This is a genomic window from Nonomuraea sp. KM88 (genome assembly GCF_052245635.1).
GTDB lineage: Bacteria > Actinomycetota > Actinomycetes > Streptosporangiales > Streptosporangiaceae > Nonomuraea.
Genome location: NZ_JBQQCC010000009.1, coordinates 308,190 through 326,119, shown reverse-complemented (window position 1 = coordinate 326,119; position 17,930 = coordinate 308,190). Strand labels below are relative to the sequence as shown.

The window sequence follows — 17,930 nt, the reverse complement described above, 5'->3', positions numbered from 1 at the left end:
GCGCATGTCAGCCCTTCGTGGAACCGGCGGTGACACCGTCGGCGATCTGGCGTTGCAGGAAGAGATAGATCAACAGGACGGGTACCGCGGCGATCAGAACTCCCGAGGCGAATTGGGGGATGTTGTCCGAGTACTGGCCGCGTAGCGCGGTGACCCCGACCATGAGGGTGCGATGCTCCGGGGACGGCGTCATCAGCAGGGAGATGAGCACGTCGTTCCAGCAGAACAGAGCGTCGAGGATGCCGACCGACAGCAGGGCCGGAGCACCGAGCGGGATCATGATGCGCCGGTAGACGCCGTAGGTGGAGTTCCCGTCGATCTTCGCGGCGTGGATGATCTCCACGGGGATGGTCCGGTAGTGGCTGGTCATCAGGAAGACGGTGAAGGGGAGGAACTGCGCGACGTAGGTCAGGATCAGTCCGGGGTAGGTGTCGATGAGGCCCGCGGCCGCCATGACCCGGGTCAGCGGCACCATGATCACCTGGAACGGGACGAACAACGCCGCCAGGCAGCCGAGGAACAACACCGAGGAGCCGCGGAAACGCAACTGGGCCAGTGCGAAGCCGGCCATCGACCCGAAGAGCAGCAGCAGGACGACCGCGGCCGTCACCACGAAGAGCGAGTTGGCGAAGTAGCGCGCCATGCCGACGCTGTTCCACGCCGCGGCGATGTTCTCCAGGTGCAAGGAGCTCGCCGGGGAGAACCGGTCGAAGATGTACTCCCGCCGGGTCTTCATGGCGACGTTGGTGGTGAACACGAGGGGATAGACGGTCGCCAGCGCGAGGAGCGCCATCGGGACGGCGGCCAGCCACCTGCCCAGGCGCCTGCCGCGCATCAGTCCTCCCTCCCCGCCCGGCGCAGCACCGCCACCTGAAGGATGCCGACCACGAGCATGATGAGGAACAACACCGTCGATGCGGCCGAGGCGAGTGCCGGCCGGTTCATCTGTCCCTGCTGGATCCAGACGTAGAACTCCGGCAGGTACGTCGAACCTTCCGGTCCGCCGCTGGTCATCACGTACAGCAGGCCGAACATCGAGGTCAGCATTCCGATCATGGTGGTCACGAAGACGAACTGGATGGTGCGCGACAGGCCCGGGACGATGACGTGCCAGATGGTCTGGGGAAGCGACGCGCCGTCCATGCGGGCGGCGTCCAGGAGCGCGGCGTCCAGAGTGGAGAAGCCGGCGAGGAAGACCACCAGGGCCATCCCGAACGTCGCCCAGACGTGCACGCCGATGACCGTGAACATGGCCAGGTCCGGGTCGCCGAGCCAGTCGACGGGGCCGAGGCCGATCTGTCCCAGGGCGGTGTTCAACGGGCCGTCGAAGCCGAGCATCAGGTTGAAGATCGCACCGACGATCACCGGCGAGAGCACGGCGGGGAAGAAGTAGACGCCGCGGAAGAGCCGATGCCCGGGCACCCGCAGATAGATGAACGTCGCCAGCAGGCCGGGGATCGCCACCGCGACGGGAAGCAGGAGCACCAGCAGTCCGACATTGCCCAGCGCGGTGCGGAACAACGGGTCGTTCAGCAGTTCGGCGTAGTTGTCGAAGCCGACGGGCATCCCGTTGCGCTCGCCGTCTCCGGTGAAGGAGAAGTTGACGCCCAGCACCAGCGGCCACAACCGCAGGGCCACGATGATCAGTACGGCTGGAGCCACCAGGACGAAGGGCGCGAAACGCTCGGCCCGCGCCCCGGGGGGACCTCCGATCGGCACGCGATCAACTCGCCTTGTCCGAGGCGGCCAGTTGCTTCACCGCGTCGTCGACGTTCGCGGACCCGCTCAGAAGCTGCTGGGACAGCCTGCCCATCAGCTCCAGGGTCTTGCTGGACAGCGCGACGTGCAGGGCGGGCTTGCCGGTCTTGATCTGGGGCACGATCGCCGCCACGGCGGGAGCGCCCTGCGACACGTCGATCGTGGTGTCGGAGGTGATCGCGCCGGCGCCGGTGTAGAAGGCGGCCAGAGCGTCGGTCGAGGTCAGCGATCGCACCAGGTCGGCTGCCAGTTCGGGATCCTTGGCCGACTTGGCGACCGCGTAGCCGATGCCGCCGTCGTAGGGAAGGACGGGCGTGGCCTCGCCGGTGACCACCGGGGCCGTCATGACGCCGACCTGACCGGCGCCCAGGAACTCGCCGAAGTCCTTCCAGTGCCCGACATCCGACATCAGCCCGATGATGGTGGCGGCCTTACCGGTGTTGAAGAGGGCGAAGGCGTCGTTGAACAGCGCGGTGGAGTTGGGCCCGTCGTTGTTCAGGCCGTCGTCGTTGACCTTCTTCCACAGCTTGAAGATCTCCTTCACGTGGGGAGAGGTCCAGTCGCGCTTCCCCGCGATCCAGTCGTCGTACTCCTCGGGCGTCAGGATTCCCGGCCCGAGCCCCGACATGAAGAACTGGATCCCGAAGCCTTCCTTGTTGCCGAGGGCGAGGCACCTGGCGCCGGCCGCCTTCTTGATGGCCGCGCAGCCGCTGACGAACTCGTTCCACGTCTTCGGCGGATTCGCGGGGTCCAGCCCGGCCTTCTGGTAGATCGTCTTGTTGTAGTAGATCGGGTGGCCCTGCAACGTCACCGGGGCGGCATAGACCTTGCCGTCCTTGCTGAAGGCGTCCCAGCCGGCCAGTCGCTGCCTGTCGTCGGCCACGTACCGGTCCAGCGGCAGCAGCGTGTCCACCCGGTCGCGGATCTGCCCGCCGCCGTTGAACAGCATGACGTCGGGGCCCTTCCCCGACTGGGTGGCCGCCCCGAGGAGCGTGTAGTACTGGTCGAACGGCTGGGCCACGAACTCGACGGTGACGTCGGGATGTTTCCTGGCGAAATCGGCCTTGGCCTTCTCCAGGTAGGAGGCCACGCCGGGTTCGCCGGATTTCCAGTCCCACACCACGATCGTGCTCGCGGTGTCCCCGGAGGAGGGCTGTGTCGGTGCGGCGCTCCCGCAGCCGGTCACGGCCAGGCCTGTGACGAGGACAGCCGACCATAGTCTTCGCTGCTTCATGGGTGTTCACTCTCCAGAACGCGGCCGGCGTCCTCGGCCGTCTGCCACGGAAACGTAACTCGTATGATGTATGACGTCAACAGGGTTGCCATATACTGGCGCCGGTCGAGGCACTGGAGGGGCTATGACGGCATCGCGGGAATCGACCGGCAGCGACGCCGTCCCGCCCGCATGGGTCCGGCGGCCGGCCAGCCTCGCCAAGGCCGTGACGGCGGAGCTCGTCGAGCGCATCGTCCGCGGCGTGCACCCGTCCGGCACGCCCCTTCCCCCCGAGCCCGTGTTGTGCGAGACCTTCTCGGTGAGCCGGACCGTCGTGCGCGAGGCCGTGAAGATCCTCCAGGAGAAGGGGCTCGTCCAGGTCCGCCAGGGCGCGGGCACCATGGTCACCCCGCCCACGATGTGGGACATGCTCGACGAGCTCGTGCTCGCCGCGACCATCGACATGGACGAGAGCCTGGGCATCCTCGACGACCTCGTCGTCACCCGCCGGCTGCTCGAGTCCGACATGGCCCACCTCGCCGCCCGCGTGGCAGGCGAGGAGACCGTCGAGCAGCTGCGCGCGCTCGTGGACCGGATGGACGACCTCGTGGACGACCACGTCACCTACGCCGACCACGACCGAGCCTTCCACGACGTGATCATGCAGGCTTCCGGCAACCGCATCGCCCGGGGCGTGGTGCGAGCGCTGGAGAGCCAGGTGATCAACACCGCCCGCTACATGGGCAAGCCGGAGCGCGCTCTGTGCGTGGCGTCCAACCAGGGCCATCGCCGGATCTACGAGCGCATCGCCGCCCACGACCCCGACGGCGCCGCCGAAGCGATGTTCACGCACATCACCGAGGCCTGGCTCGTCCGGCGCAACGCGCCGAGCGCCCCGGTGCGCCTGCAACGCTAGCGCCCGGCCGCCGTCCTCGACTGCCGCAGCGACATCACCGCCCAGGGCGCGAGCTCGACGTCGACGTTCAGCACGCCGTCGTCGGGCACGGTCAGCGTGAACCTGAGGAGCGAGCCGGCGACCCGACCGCGATCGCCGCGGCCATAGAGCTCGGCGTCTCCGTCCCCGGCGAGCTGTCGGTCGCCGGGTTCGACGACACGCCGCAGGCCCAGTGGACCACGCCCCGGCTCACGTCCGTCCGGCAGCCCCTGCTCGGCATGGGCCGGATGGCCGTCGAGACCGTCCTCGGCATGGCGGACGGCGTCCAGCCCGCCTCCCGGCACCTCCAGCTGGCGACGACCCTCAGCATTCGCGACTCGACGGGGCCTGTCTCCCCGCTCGCTTAGCCCCAGGTCGGCAGGGGCACTGGCCGCCCTGGCCGGACCAGGGCGGCGCCACGCCCGGTCCGGCCCGCACGATCCGGTCAACGTTATACCTGATGAACGGCCGTCCGAAAAGGTCTTGTTTCTGCAATCGTGATCGCTTACCGTGACGCTGCAAACGTAACCGATAACGATTGCAACTGGTGAGGGCGGCATGGCCGAGGGTGGCGCACCGGTGACGATGAGCGATGTCGCACGATCGGCGGGCGTCTCCACCGCCACCGTGTCGCGGGTGGTCAACGGGCGTTACGGCGTCAGCGCGAGAACGATCGCGCAGGTCCGTTCGGCCATCGAGCAGCTCGGCTACGAGTCGAGCCTGGTGGCGACGAGCCTGCGGCGCAGCCGTACGAACGTCCTGGGGCTGGTGACCCACAGCTTCCAGTCCTACACGGCCGAGGTGCTCAAGGGCGTGATGGACGAGCTGAGCCAGTCGGGCTTCGACCTGATCATCTACGCCAACAGCGACCTTTACGGGTCCTATTCCGAGGGCTGGGAGCAGCGGCATCTGGCCCGCCTGGCGGGCACGCTCACGGACGGCTCCATCGTGGTCACGCCCTCGGGCGAGGTGCGGAGCGGCACTCCGGTCGTGGTCATCGATCCGGCGGTGGGCTCGACGGCGCCGTCGGTGACGGCCGACAACTTCGCCGGTGCCACCGCGGTGGCCGGGCATCTCCTCGGCCTGGGGCATCGGCGGATCGCCTTCATCGCCGGCCGCTCCAGCCTGGCCTCCGCGGTGGCGCGCGAGGAGGGCTACCGGAGGGCGCTGACCGACGCAGGCATCCCCGTCGATCCGGAGCTGATCGCGAGAGGGGACTTCACTCCCGAGTCGGCGGCGCCGCTCGCGCGGGCGCTGCTGGACAGGGAGGACCGCCCGACGGCGATCTTCGCGGCGAACGACGGCATGGCGCTGAAAACCCTGGAGGTCGCAAGAGACCTGGGGCTCGACGTTCCCGGCGACCTGTCGGTGGCCGGCTTCGACAACATCCCGGACTCCGCGCTGGCCGAGCCAGGGCTGACCACGGTGGACCAGTCGATGTATCTGCTCGGGAACGAGGCCGCGCGCATGTTGAAGTCGCTGGTGCGCGGCGATTGGGAGGGCCCCAGCCAGATCGTGCTCCCGACCCGCCTGGTGGTGCGCGGCTCGACCGCGGCGCCGAGTACTGCGTGAGAACGTGACGCCACCCACAGGTGCGGCGTCTCAGCACACCTGAACGTTCGCGGCAACGAACGGCAGGTGGGCAAGTCGAACCCCTACGGACGGAGGTGTTGACAGAACCCAACACAACCATCGCTGATCTAGGCCGGCCCGCAGGTAACCATCCGTGGCCAGGCCATCAAGGGAGTTTCTGCATGCCATTTTTACCTTATCACGGCAGGTCGCGCCCCCAGGGCGTGCGCCGGCTCACGTCGGTGATCGCCGCCGGCGTCATGGCGATCGCGGCGGTGTTGCTCGCGCCGGGGCCGGTGGCGGCGGCCGACACGCCATGGCTCACCGTCTCCGAGGACGGCTACGCGTCGTTCAGCGTCCCGGCGGCCGCCATCGAGGGCGGCGCGGGGCAGGTCGTCATCGAGGGGAACTTCGGCCCCTCTGCCGCCTGGGCGGAGTTCGGCCTGACCCGCCGGGGCGATGTCTACTCGGGGGTCCTCGGCCCGCTCAAGCCGGGCCTGTACTCCTACCAGGTCACGGCCGATGGCACCGGTCTCAAGGATCCGACGAACAGCACCAAGGTGGCGTCCAAGCCCTTCTGGAGCACCTTCTTCGTGCCGGGCGACGCGGTGCGCCCGCTGGCGGACGTGCCCGAGGGACAGGGCGGCAAGGTCGAGACCCTGACCTACCGGGCCGGGAAGCAGGAGAAGTCGGCTCTGGTGTGGACGCCGCCCGGCTACCCCGCTCCTGGCCCCAAGGCGTATCCGGTGCTGTTCCTGCAGTCCGGTGACGGTGTGAGCGCCACCGACTGGCTCGACCTCGGCCGGGCCAAGCAGATCTTCGACAATCTGTCGGCTCAGCGGGACATGGAGCCGATGGTGGTCGTGATCAGCGACGGTCACGGGTCCGCCGGCGACAAGGAGGTGAAGGATCTCCGGAAGGCGGTCGAGGACCGCTACCGCATTCACCGGGACCCCGCGCATCAGGCGATCGCCGGTGTGACCGAGGGCGGGACGCGGGCTCTGCGTGCCGCGCTGACCCGCCCGACCCATTTCGCCTACGCCGGTTCGTTCTCAGGCCTCCTGGCGGACGGCGTCGGCCGGGCGAACGCGAACACGATCAACCGCCACGTCAAGCTGCTGCGTCTGTACACGGGGAACGTGACGGATCCCGCGTACAACGCGACCAACCGCCTGACGAAGGCGCTGGACCGCGCCCACGTCACGTACGAGTTCGACGGGGTCAACCCCGACGCCGGGGCCAACTGGAACGCCTGGCAGGAGAACCTGATCGACTTCGTGCCGCGGCTGTTCCGCAAGGTGTCGGATCACGGCCCGAGCGACGGTCACGGCCGGCTGAAGGGCGAGTTCACCCCGCCGGCGCCCGGCACCACTCCGACGCCGTTCGTGGCCGAGGACGGGTTCGTCACCTTCGAGACCACCACGGACTTCCAGGACGCCCAGCAGGTCACGGTGTGGGCGAACTGGGCTCCCAACGGGAGCTGGCTGCGCATCCCGCTGTCCCGTGCGGGCGACCGCTGGAGAGCGACCGTGGGTCCGCTCGACCCGTGGTTCTACTACTACCGGCTGATGGTGGATCGGGTCGCGGTCAAGGACGCGTCGAACCCGACGAAGGTGACCTCGGAGCCGACGTGGAGCACCTTCTTCGTCCCCGGCGACAGGGCGCGCCTGCTCTCGGACGTTCCCGCCGGCAAGGGCGGCAAGGTCGAGAGCATGACGTACCGGAGCGGTGTGGCGAATGAGGACCGGACCGCGCTGGTGTGGACCCCGCCTGGCTACGACCCGGACCGCGCGGAGCCGTACCCCGTCTTCCACCTCCAGCACGGTGGCGGACAGAACTACACGGACTGGGTCGAGATGGGACGTGCGAAGCAGATCCTCGACCACCAGTTCCTCGACGGGGATCTGGTGCCGATGGTGGTCGTGATGGGCAACGGCAACGTGCCCGACTTCAACAAGGAACTGCTGGAGAACATCGTTCCGGCTGTCCGTGACCGCTACAACGTCTCCAGCGACCCGTCGCAGCAGGCCCTCGCCGGCCTCTCGATGGGAGGCGGGCAGACGTTCGGGGTGCTCAAGGCGCACCCGGGCACGTTCGCTTATGTGGCGGCGTTCTCGGCCGGCTTCGGCAGCGGCGCGGGCGTCGACGCGGAGGCGATCAACAACGGGACCACGTTGTTGCGCCTGTACGTCGGCGATCAGACCGACTTCGTGTACCCGTCGTTCGCGACGTCCCTGGCCACCCTGGACGACCTCGGCATCCGCTACGAGTTCGACGGGGTCACCCCGGGGCCGCACGGTTGGGACGTGTGGCAGAAGAACCTCATCGACCTGGCGCCACGCCTGTTCAAGCGCTAGGGGGCCTTCCCGGGCGCTGTCGGACATCGATGATGTTAGCGCTCACAAAAGGGCGACACGAACGGGCGGGGCACAGGTCGCGTCACCTGTGCCCCGTCCCGGTCGGTCGCTCGATCACAGCGGCAGCGCAGGAACCTCCGTGCGCTGCGATCCAGAGGGAAACATGCCAATGAAGAAGAAAAGGCTCCTTGTCGCGGCAGCCATGCTCGCCGCCGCGACCGCGCTCGCCTCCTGCTCCTCCAGCGAGCAAGGAGGCGGGAGCGACGCGAGCGGAAACGACGCGAGCAACTGCACGAACACGATCCCCAAGAAGGACCTTCCGGTCGTGACGATGTGGGGCTGGTATCCCAACATGCAACTCGTCGTCGACAACTTCAACAAGCAGAACGGCGAGGTGCAGGTCTGCTGGACCAACGTCGGCCAGGGCAGTGACGAGTACGACAAGTTCCAGACGTCCATCTCGGCGGGCACGGGCGCACCCGACGTGATCATGATCGAGATGGACCGGATTCCAACCTTCCAGATCCAGAACGCGCTCGTGGACATCAAGAAGTACGGCTTCGACGGCGTCAAGGCCGACTACAGCGAGGGCGCGTGGAAGGACGTCTCGGTCGGTGACGCGGTCTACGGCGTTCCGGTCGACGGCGGCCCGATGGCGATGATCTACCGCAAGGACATCTTCGACAAGTACGACATCAAGCCGCCGAAGACGTGGGCCGAGTACGAGCAGGCGGCGCAGAAGATGAAGGACGCGGGTGGCCCGCAGTTCGGTGACTTCGCCGCGAACGTGTCCGCCCTCACGATGGCGCTGCAGATCCAGAAGGGCGCAGTGCCGTTCACCTACGACCCGGCGCAGCAGAGCACGATCGGCATCGCGCTGAACGACCAGGGCTCCAAGGACGTGCTCGACTACTGGGCGGGCCTCGCGCGCAAGGGGCTGGTCGGGACGCAGGACCAGTTCACGCCCGAGTACATCTCCGGAGTGATCAACGGGAAGTACGCGACGTACATCTCGGCGGCCTGGGCGCCCGGCTACCTCACCGGCGCCGGCGTCGGCAAGGGCGAGGACACCGGCAAGTTCGCGGTGGCCCCGCTGCCGCAGTGGGATGCCGACAACCCCGTGCAGGTGAACTGGGGCGGGTCGGCCTTCTCCGTGACGAGCCAGGCGAAGAACCCCGAACTCGCGGCGAAGGTGGCGTACGGCCTCTACGCCGACAAGGAGTCGCTCACCCACGGCTGGACCAACCAGATCATCTTCCCGCTGAACCTCAAAGCGCTCAACGACCCCGAGTTCGTGAACCTGAAGGTGGACTTCTTCGACGGCCAGCAGGCGAACAAGGAGGTCTACGTCCCCGCGGCGAACGCCTACAAGGGTGTCACCTACAGCCCGTTCGGCCAGTACTACTTCGACGCCATGACCAAGCAGGTCAGCGCGCTCATCAAGGGCTCCGACACCGGCGCGCAGGCGGCCGACCGGCTGCAGGAGGACGTGGTGGGCTACGCCCAGGAACAAGGTTTCACCGTCAAGTGACGAGCAGGGTGGGCCGCGCCCGTCTTCGGCCGGCCCACCCGTGACCTGCCAGCACCGATATTCCGGAGCCCAACGTGACCATTCTGATCGAGAAGAGCACACCACCCACCCAGGAGAAGACACGCAGAACCCGCGGCACGGTTCGCCTCCGCGAGCATCTGATGGGGTGGCTCTTCGTCGGGCCATTCGGAATCGTCTTCCTCGCCCTGCTCATCGCGCCGCTCGGGTACGCGTTGTACCTCAGTCTCTTTCAGAAGAAGCTGATCGGCGGCACCAGCTTCGTCTTCCTCGACAACTACGGGAAGGCGTTCAGCGACCCGAGCTTCCTGTCGGGGTCGTGGTTCGTCATCCGCTTCTCGCTGGTCTCCATTCCGCTGCAGATCATCATCGCCCTCGCGATGGCCCTGATCCTCGATGCGGTGACCTCCCTGTTCACCCGCTTCTCCCGCCTCATGATCTTTCTCCCCTACGCGATTCCCACGGTCATCGGGGCCGTCATGTGGGGGTTCCTGTACAGCAAGAGCTTCGGGCCGTTCTCCGACATCTTCGGGTTGTTCGGCGCCACCCCGCCTGACTTCCTCAGCAGCAATCTGATCTTCTACGGTCTGGTCAACGTCGTGACCTGGCAGTGGGCCGGCTACTACATGATCATCCTGTATGCGGCGCTCCAGGGCATCGACCCGGCACTCTATGAGGCCGCCCGCATGGACGGCGCCGGCAAGTGGCAGATCGCCCTGCGGATCAAAATCCCGCTGATCGCCCCAGCGCTGATCCTGATCCTGGTCTTCTCGCTCATCGGCACCCTGCAGTTCTTCAACGAACCACAGATTCTGCGGTCGCTCGCGGCCGGCACCATCGGGCCGGACTTCACCCCCAACATGTACGCCTACCAGCAGGCGTTCTCACTCGCGAACTTCAACTACGGATCGGCGATCTCCTTCGCTCTCGGCGGGATCGTGTTCGTCGGCGTCTACGCCTTTCTGTTCTTCACCCGCAAGCGAAGGAGCTTCCTGTGACGAATGCCCCCTCCCGCGCCGGCGCCCGCCGCCGGCCACAACGCCATCTCCCCCTGCAGGTGCTCCTCGGCTTTCTGGTCGTGTACTTTCTCGTGCCGTTCTGGTGGGTCATCGTCAACAGCTCCAAGGACGCCCCCAGCCTGTTCGGCGGCGGCAACACCCTGTGGTTCGCCACCGAGATCGACTACCTCGGCAACCTCCAGCAGCTGTTCACCTACGACAACGGGATCTACGGCAGGTGGATCCTCAACTCCACGTTGTACGCCGTCGCGGGCGGGATCGGCGCCACGATCCTGGCCGTCATGGCCGGCTACGGATTCGCCAAATACCGATTCGCCGCCAGACGCTTCAGCTTCGCACTCGTGCTCGGCGCGCTGATGGTGCCCGCGACGGCCCTGGTGATTCCGACCTTCATGATGTTCTCCCAGCTCGGACTGACGAACACGATCTGGGCGGTGATCCTCCCCTCGCTTCTCAACCCCTTCGGGGTCTATCTGATGCACGTGTACGCGCGCGACGCGGTTCCCGACGAGATCCTGGACGCGGCGCGGGCCGATGGCGCGGGTGAGATACGAACGTTCCTCCAGGTCGCGTTCCCGCTGATGCGGCCTGCGGTGGTCACCGTGCTGCTCCTGTCCGCCGTGGCATCCTGGAACAACTACTTCCTGCCCCTGGCCATGCTCTCCGACAACCGCCTTTTCCCCGTCACCGTCGGACTCGGCCTCTGGCAGGGGATCGCCTCGGCGAACAACGCGGGCAGCACCTCCCTCTGGAGCCTCATCATCATGGGCGCGCTCGTGTCGGTCATCCCCCTCGTCATCGCCTTCTTCACTCTTCAACGACACTGGCGCGGAGGGCTGTCCGTCGGTGGCCTGAGATGAGCCGCGGCACATGCGCCGTCGCGTCAGGCGCGATGTGCGGCGGCAAGGTGCCCGGGCCGGGTCCGTGGACGGCGCGGATTCACCGGAGGGTCGCCTCGGCGAGGAACTGGGCGAAGCGTTGCGGCGTGCCGGCGCGGGCCAGCATCGCGCGCTGCCTGTCGGCACCCGTACCGTGAAGGACCAGGCAGCGGAGCAGGCCGGCGATCGGCTCGGGCTCGGGCAGGCGGTTCAGGACGGCATCCGCCAGATGGTGGTGCGGCGCCAGGAATCCGGTGTACGGATCGACGGCGTGCGCGGCCAGGCCGTGCCGGGCGGCGGCGCGCAGGTCGGCGGTGATCCGCCGGCCGCTGATGACCTTGACCGGCACGCCGCGTCGCTCGTCGTCGATCGCCAACGCGACCAGGGCCCGTGCCAGTCCGGCGACCAGAACGGTGTCATCGACCGTGAGGCAGACGTCCATGATGCGCACCTCCACCGTGGGGTAGCGCGGTGACAGGCGAGCGTGGAAGTAGACACCCCGCTCGTCCAGCGCATCCCCCCGGAGGATCAGGCGGCGTACGGTGGCGTCATAGGCGGCCGCGGATCGCCACACCCGGGGAGGCACCGCCGAGGGCCTGCGGGTCCACCAGGGGTAGCGACTGCTTGCCCAACCGGTGTCGCAGCCGTCGGCGACGGGAGAGTTGACGCTGAGCGCCAGCAGCGTGGCGAGGTACGGCCGCAACCGCGCCAGGACCCGCACGCCCAGCTCCCGTGAGGGCACGCCGACGTGCACATGGCACCCGCAGGTGCCGGGGCCGGCGGCCAGGAAACCGTAGCGGGCCATCAGCTGCAGGTAGCGGGGATCGGCCGTGACCGGGCACGGGCCGGGGCCAGGCTGCGGTGGTATGCCGGTGGCGACCAGATGGCAGTCCAGTTCCGCCGCCGCGCGGGCGGCCAGCCGTCGACTCCGCGCCAGCTCCTTCCCCACCTGGCCCAGATCCGTGCACACGCCGGTGACGGTCTCCAGCTGGTAGCGCAGGAATTCATGCTTGACCAGCGGCTCGCCGCCGAGCAGGGCCAGGATCGCGGGCGCCCGGTCGGCCGGACGCCCGTCGGAGCGGTCCAGCAGGACGAACTCCTCCTCCACGCCCAGAGTCAGGGTGGGGCTTCCGCCATGCTCCGCGCGGGCGGATGTGAGATCCGTTCTCATGAGCGGCCCCCTGAAGCGCAAGCCACTTCGCGGCAGATGATCACTCACGTGGTTGTCCGACCCGGCTCGGCCTCCGTCGCAGATGTGAGCCGGCACCGGTTCACTACCCTCGTCTCGAAGGCTCTTGCCCGCAGACGCCACGGTACTCACCCGGCGCCGAGGCGATTTCCCGGTTCGTGCGGCCGGGGCCGCTCAGCCGCGGCGTTCCACCGGTCCGGACGACTCGCGGATCACCAGCTCGGTGGGCAGGCGGATCGTCTCGCCCTCGCGTGGTGACCGTGCGGCGAGCTGCTCGATCAGGAGCTCCACCGCGAGCCGGCCGGCGTGCGAGCCGGGCCCGGCCAGGGTGCTCAACGAGGGATGGACGAAGTCGGCGGCGAAGATGTCGTCGAACCCGATCACGCTGACGTCGGCCGGGACGCGGACACCACGCTGGGCGAGGCGCCGGATGATGCCGATCGCCAGGAGGTCGTTGTGAGCTATGACCGCCGTCGCATCGGTGCGCAGCGCTCCGTCGGCGGCGGCCCCGCCGCCCGCGACGTTGGGGGCGTACGGACCGATCCGGTGGGCCGTCAGACCCTGCGCTCCGGCCTCGGCGCCCAGTGCCGCCCAGCGCGTCGCGCCCATCCAGGAGCTGGGAGGCCCGGCGCAGTAGGTGAGGCTCCGGTGCCCGAGCGAGGCCAGGTGCTCCAGGATCTGCTGGCAGCCGGTGACGGTGTCGAACGTCACGCTGGTCAACCCGGGCAGCTCTCGGTTGAACAGGACGATTCGGTGCAGTTTGGCGAGGTCACGCAGGACCTCGTCGCCGAGCCGGCTGGAGGCCAGCACGAACCCGTCCACGCCGGTGGCCAGGTCGCGGATCTGGTTCTCCTCGATGCGCCGGGACTCCTCGGCGTTGACGATCACCAGAGTGGCGTCGGACGCCCGCGCGCGCTGTTCGGCGCCGCGGATCAGCTCGAAGAAGTGGGGATTGGTGATGTCGGACAGCACCAGGGCGATGGTGCGGTGGCGCAGACCCGCAAGAGCGCGGTTCTGCGGCCTGTGCTGATAGCCGAGCTGCGCGGCGGCCGCGACGATCCGCTGTCGCGTCGCCTCGTTGACCCGGCCGGGCTTGTTGAACGCCCGGGAGACCGTCGACGCGGCCACGCCGGCGGCTTGCGCGACGTCGAAGATGGTGGGCTGCACGAACGAATCTAGCCACGAAAACGGAAATTCTGGCAACACCTTGCAGAAATTGTCGCGTCGTACCTACGTTGCGATCATGCCGGCCACACGGTGACGTGTCGGGCGAGAGGAGCGAGGGATGTCGCAGCCCGGGCGAAGAGGTCAAGCTGTGCAGCACGAGCAGCGCACGATCGGCAGTCGGGTCAGGCGGTGGTCCGCGGTCGTGACGACCGGCGCCATGCTGGCCGTGTCGCTGGCCGTGTCGCTGACGTCGGTGGTGGTGACGCCGGCACAGGCGGCATCGACCGACTTCACCATCTTCGACGGCCGCACGACGGCGCCGATCCTCATCGACCCGTCCTATGGCGGCGATCACGCCGATCGGGACTACGGACAGGTGCGTCGCGCGGTCCAGGATTTACGCCAGGACGTCGCCATGGTGACCGGGGCGATCGACCCCGGCGAGGTGCAGAGCCTGTTCGTCGACGACGAGCCGGCCAAGGAAGCGCGGCTGGCGAAGGCTGACCGGAGGAAGACGCCGGCCCTGCTGACCGAGGCCGCGGGCCAGAAGACCGCGATCATCGTCGGCCAGCTCGGTCAGAGTCGGCTGATCGACGAGATCGTCGAAGCCGGCAAGTTCGACGAGGCCGCCGGGATCGAGGGCAGGTGGGAGGCGTACGCGGCCAAGACCGTCAAGAACCCGGTCCCCGGGGTCGACAAGGCCCTGGTGATCGCGGGCAGCGACGCCCGCGGGACGATCTACGGGATCTACTCCGTCTCCGAGGAGATCGGGGTCTCGCCGTGGTACTGGTACGCCGACGTACCGGTCAGGCAGCGCGACGACATCAAGGTCAAGGGCAAGGCCAGGGTCGACGACGGGCCGGACGTCAAATACCGCGGGATCTTCGTCAACGACGAGGAACGCACCGTCGCGTGGGCGAAGAAGAAGTTCCCCACCGGCAAGGGCACGCCTGAGGTCAACTACTACCGGCACGTCTTCGAGCTGATGTTGCGGCTCAGGCTGAACACGCTCTGGCCGGCGATGCACCTGGCCTCGACGGCGTTCAACGCGGTCACCGACACCGGGACGTACGACAACGGAACACCGGTCAACGCGCGCGAGGCGGCGGCGTTCGGCATCGTCGCGTCCTCCTCCCACGCGGAGCTGATGCTGCGCAACAACGAGGGCGAGTGGCGACAGTGGTACGACCGCAACAAGGACGCGTGGGACATCAAGGGCCCGGACGCCGTGGCGGCCTTCGACTATTCGATCAACAAGCCCGCGATCCTGGAGTACTGGCGCCAGCGCGTGGTCGCCAACGCCGGCTTCGAGAACATCCTCGCCCTGGGCATCCGCGGCGTGCACGACAGCGATCCGGTGTTCACGCCCGGTAACCCGTACGGGTTCAAGGACAAGATCGAGATGTTGGCCGACGTCATTCGCGAGCAGCGCAGGCTGATCGCGGAGATCTACGGCAGAGCCGACGCCGTGCCCCAGGTGTTCATCCCCTACAAGGAGATGAACGATCTCTACAACGCCGGGCTGAAGGACCACATCCCCGGCGACGTGACCCTGATGTGGGCCGAGGACAACCATGGTTACCTGCGCCAGGTGCCCACGCGGACAGAAGCGGCCCGGTCCGGCGGGAACGGCGTCTACTACCACATCTCCTACTGGGGCGAGCCGAAGAGCTACCTGTGGCTGAACTCGACGCCCATGTCCCTCATGGTGCAGCAACTGCACCGGGCGTGGAACTCCGGTGCGGGACGCTACTGGATCCTCAACGTCGGGGACATCAAGCCCGGCGAGATCAAGCTCGACCTGTTCGCCAAGCTCGCGTGGCACGTCGAGGGCTACGACGACACGAACATCGGCAAGAAGTTCCTCACCGAGCACGTGCAGAGGGACTTCCGGCTGAAGGGCGGCGACGCGGCCGCGGTCGTCGACGCGCTGGAAAGGTTCGACGTGCTCGAGAACACCAAGCGCGCCGAGTCCTGGGGGGAGGTCAACTCCTCCAACGCGAACTCGGGAAGGATCCACAACGGTCAGGTCTTCCCCTTCAGCGCCACCTCGGACGGGGACGAGCTCCAGCGCTACATCAACGAGTCCAACGAACTGGTGGCGGTTCTCGAGCGCGTTTCCGCGAAGCTCGACCCCCGCTATCGCTCCGCGTTCTACCAGCAGGTGCTCCACCGAGTCCGGTCCTACCGCAACATGGCCGAGCAGATCGGCTACTACTGGAAGAACCGGCTCGCCGCCGCCCAGGGCCGTTACGCCAGCGCGGGAAGTTACGAGCTGCTCTCGAAGCAGGCCCGTCAGCGCATCTTCACCGACGAGGACCGCTGGAACACGATCAGCGACGGCAAGTGGGACGACGCCATCGGCCACAGCCATCCCGAAGGCTTCCCGAACGAGGGTGCCGTCATGCTCACCAACGACCGGTACGCCCGGGTGGCCACACCGGCCGACGCGGTGGGCGCCGCCGCCGAGGGGAGCAAGGAGCCCGGCCGCGGCACGCTGACGTTCAACTCGGCCGCGCCCGACGACAAGCGCTTCTTCGACGTGTTCTCCCGGGACGACGTGGCCGACCCGCAGGAGTGGGTCGCCGAGGCGGACGCTCCGTGGATCATCCTTTCCCGGCGCTCGGGCAGGACCGCGACAGAGCAACGCGTCACGGTGACGGTCGCCAAGAAGAACCCGGCCACGACGGGGACGATCCGGGTCTTCAACGCCGTCGACGGCGTCAAGGCCGGCGACCCGGTCGCGACGTTCACGGTCAAGGCGGAGCGGGCAGCCGTGGAACTGCACCGTGCCGCCGAGAAGGCGCACCTGGAGGCCGGCGGATACGTGACCATCGAGGCCGAGCACTTCTCCGAGAACGTGCCCGGCGCCGACGGCAGCCGCTGGGCGCCACTCCAGGGCGTGGGCCAGCGCGGGGCATCGATGGGCGGCTTCCCGGAGATCGCGCCCCGGGTCGACTCCGGCTTCGAGACGACCGCCCGCCTGAGATACCGGGTCCACTTCACCTCCACCGGGAAGTTCACCGGGACCTTCTACCGCATTCCGACGCTGAACGAGGGCACGGACGACGACGGCACGCCACGAACCGCACGCACGGCGATCGGGCTCGACAAGCAGGCCCCCAGCCTGCTGCGCGGCAACTCCGTCGCCGGTACGAGCACCAGCCCCTGGGGATTCAACATCATGCATGCCATCGAACCCCTGCGGTTCACCGTAGACGTGACCACACCGGGCTGGCACGACCTCGTGGTCTACCGCTCGGACGCGGCGATCCTCTTCGACCGGATCATCATCGAGACCCGCGCCGGCGCGGCCGGTGACGGCCTGGTCGGCCCGCCCGAGAGCCCGAACAACATCGCCGCTCCCCAGAAGGCCACCGTGGCGCCCCTTCCGCCCGCGATGCCGGAGCTCCACCGGCTGCCCGCCATCCAGACGTCGGTGGGTGAGACGGGCACGGTCGACGGCGTGCGGGACGTGGAGGCCGCGGGGTCCGACAACACGACCGCCGCGTCGGTCGCCGTGGAGGACGGCCGCATCCGGGTCACCGGGCACAGGGTGGGGACGGCCGAGCTCTCCATCACCGCCGGTGGCGGGCAGGCCTGGGTGGCGCCGGTCACGGTGGGCAGGGCCGAGGGCTCGCCGACCGGCCCGTACGAGGAGCGGGACGGCCTGGCGGTCATCGACGCGGCCGACGCGCTCGAGAAGAGTGCCGCCGCCCACGCCACCGACAGCAACAACGGGACGCACACCTGGGCGCTGGCCCGTAACGGCCTCCAGGTCGTCCCGCCGGCCGACGCCGGCGCCAAGGCGAACTGGCTGGCGACCACGGCGGCCCAGGCCGAGGCGTTGTTCGAGGCCGGCCCGGCAGAGAAGGTCAACGGAAGCTCCGCGGCAGGCGCACCACCGCGGCTCGACTTCACCGTCGACATCCGGACCGGTGGCACATACTACCTGTTCGCCAACACGAGCAACCCGAACCCCGACGCCGACTCCTACCACGTGCTCGTCGACGGGCAGTGGAGATACCACTCGAGCAAGTCCGGGCCGGAGACCGGGTTCGAGACCTGGTACGGCAGCACGAGCGTCGCCGCCGCCGCGCTGGCGCTCGAGCCGGGCGAGCACACGATCTCGCTGGCGCCGCGTGAGGCGGGGCTGGTGCTCAACCAGATCGTGCTGACCACGGACGACACCCCCGGCCTGACCGGCTTCCAGGACCCCAGCAGCCGGGGAGCGAGCGCGTCGTCGCAGGCGAAGGTGGGATGAGCACCTTCGCCTGGCTTCTTGCCGGACCCC

13 protein-coding genes are annotated in these 17,930 nt (G+C 68.2%); 8 read left to right on the top strand and 5 right to left on the bottom strand.

What is annotated here, in order from left to right; genetic code table 11:
- Positions 1-7: 7 nt before the first annotated feature.
- From ACTWPV_RS27020 to ACTWPV_RS27010, 3 genes are read right to left on the bottom strand one after another with little or no spacing between them, the layout of a single operon-like run.
- Positions 8-835 (bottom strand): carbohydrate ABC transporter permease, encoded by an 828-nt coding sequence (locus ACTWPV_RS27020; RefSeq protein ID WP_443153917.1) that lies wholly within the window; start codon positions 833-835, stop codon positions 8-10.
- Complete coding sequence (locus ACTWPV_RS27015; protein ID WP_443153916.1) at positions 835-1,719, bottom strand: carbohydrate ABC transporter permease; 885 nt, start codon at positions 1,717-1,719, stop codon at positions 835-837. The genes ACTWPV_RS27020 and ACTWPV_RS27015 overlap by 1 nt, the downstream gene beginning before the upstream one ends.
- Before the next feature lie 4 nt (positions 1,720-1,723).
- Complete coding sequence (locus tag ACTWPV_RS27010) at positions 1,724-2,992, bottom strand: ABC transporter substrate-binding protein (protein ID WP_443153915.1); 1,269 nt, start codon at positions 2,990-2,992, stop codon at positions 1,724-1,726.
- A gap of 124 nt (positions 2,993-3,116) precedes the next feature.
- On the opposite strand from ACTWPV_RS27010, the gene ACTWPV_RS27005 reads away from it, so the two are divergent.
- The 7 genes from ACTWPV_RS27005 to ACTWPV_RS26975 all read left to right on the top strand — a co-directional run bounded on the left by ACTWPV_RS27005 (position 3,117) and on the right by ACTWPV_RS26975 (position 11,262).
- Entirely contained in the window at positions 3,117-3,887 is a 771-nt protein-coding gene (locus ACTWPV_RS27005) for a FadR/GntR family transcriptional regulator (RefSeq protein WP_347643532.1), read from the top strand.
- Entirely contained in the window at positions 3,836-4,273 is a 438-nt protein-coding gene (locus ACTWPV_RS27000) for a substrate-binding domain-containing protein (RefSeq protein ID WP_443153956.1), read from the top strand. Before ACTWPV_RS27005 ends, ACTWPV_RS27000 begins: the two co-directional genes overlap by 52 nt.
- 217 nt (positions 4,274-4,490) lie before the next feature.
- Entirely contained in the window at positions 4,491-5,477 is a 987-nt protein-coding gene (locus ACTWPV_RS26995; RefSeq protein WP_443153955.1) for a LacI family DNA-binding transcriptional regulator, read from the top strand.
- 182 nt (positions 5,478-5,659) lie between these two features.
- Positions 5,660-7,834, top strand: coding sequence for an alpha/beta hydrolase (locus ACTWPV_RS26990; protein WP_443153914.1), 2,175 nt, complete (start codon positions 5,660-5,662; stop codon positions 7,832-7,834).
- A gap of 169 nt (positions 7,835-8,003) precedes the next feature.
- The gene (locus ACTWPV_RS26985; protein ID WP_443153913.1) at positions 8,004-9,365 is read left to right on the top strand and encodes an extracellular solute-binding protein; all 1,362 of its coding nucleotides are present in this window, start codon (positions 8,004-8,006) and stop codon (positions 9,363-9,365) included.
- Between the two features lie 74 nt (positions 9,366-9,439).
- Entirely contained in the window at positions 9,440-10,381 is a 942-nt protein-coding gene (locus ACTWPV_RS26980; RefSeq protein WP_443153912.1) for a carbohydrate ABC transporter permease, read from the top strand.
- On the top strand, positions 10,378-11,262 hold the full coding sequence (locus tag ACTWPV_RS26975) for a carbohydrate ABC transporter permease (protein ID WP_443153911.1): 885 nt from the start codon (positions 10,378-10,380) through the stop codon (positions 11,260-11,262). The genes ACTWPV_RS26980 and ACTWPV_RS26975 overlap by 4 nt, the downstream gene beginning before the upstream one ends.
- 79 nt (positions 11,263-11,341) lie before the next feature.
- Here ACTWPV_RS26975 and ACTWPV_RS26970 read toward each other — a convergent pair whose 3' ends face one another.
- Positions 11,342-12,451, bottom strand: coding sequence for a carboxylate-amine ligase (locus ACTWPV_RS26970; protein WP_443153910.1), 1,110 nt, complete (start codon positions 12,449-12,451; stop codon positions 11,342-11,344).
- Positions 12,452-12,643: 192 nt separating this feature from the next.
- On the bottom strand, positions 12,644-13,636 hold the full coding sequence (locus ACTWPV_RS26965) for a LacI family DNA-binding transcriptional regulator (RefSeq protein WP_443153909.1): 993 nt from the start codon (positions 13,634-13,636) through the stop codon (positions 12,644-12,646).
- 148 nt (positions 13,637-13,784) lie between these two features.
- Here ACTWPV_RS26965 and ACTWPV_RS26960 point away from each other — a divergent pair, with 148 nt between their 5' ends.
- The gene (locus ACTWPV_RS26960) at positions 13,785-17,900 is read left to right on the top strand and encodes a glycosyl hydrolase 115 family protein (RefSeq protein ID WP_443153908.1); all 4,116 of its coding nucleotides are present in this window, start codon (positions 13,785-13,787) and stop codon (positions 17,898-17,900) included.
- Positions 17,901-17,930 lie beyond the last annotated feature (30 nt).

Bases quoted from the DNA above. Each gene is read 5' to 3' on its own strand.
- ACTWPV_RS26990 (WP_443153914.1), top strand. From the start codon at position 5,660: ATGCCATTTTTACCTTATCACGGCAGGTCGCGCCCCCAGGGCGTGCGC.
- ACTWPV_RS26970 (WP_443153910.1), bottom strand. From the start codon at position 12,451: ATGAGAACGGATCTCACATCCGCCCGCGCGGAGCATGGCGGAAGCCCC.
- ACTWPV_RS27020 (WP_443153917.1), bottom strand. From the start codon at position 835: ATGCGCGGCAGGCGCCTGGGCAGGTGGCTGGCCGCCGTCCCGATGGCG.
- ACTWPV_RS26995 (WP_443153955.1), top strand. From the start codon at position 4,491: ATGAGCGATGTCGCACGATCGGCGGGCGTCTCCACCGCCACCGTGTCG.
- ACTWPV_RS27010 (WP_443153915.1), bottom strand. From the start codon at position 2,992: ATGAAGCAGCGAAGACTATGGTCGGCTGTCCTCGTCACAGGCCTGGCC.
- ACTWPV_RS27005 (WP_347643532.1), top strand. From the start codon at position 3,117: ATGACGGCATCGCGGGAATCGACCGGCAGCGACGCCGTCCCGCCCGCA.
- ACTWPV_RS26985 (WP_443153913.1), top strand. From the start codon at position 8,004: ATGAAGAAGAAAAGGCTCCTTGTCGCGGCAGCCATGCTCGCCGCCGCG.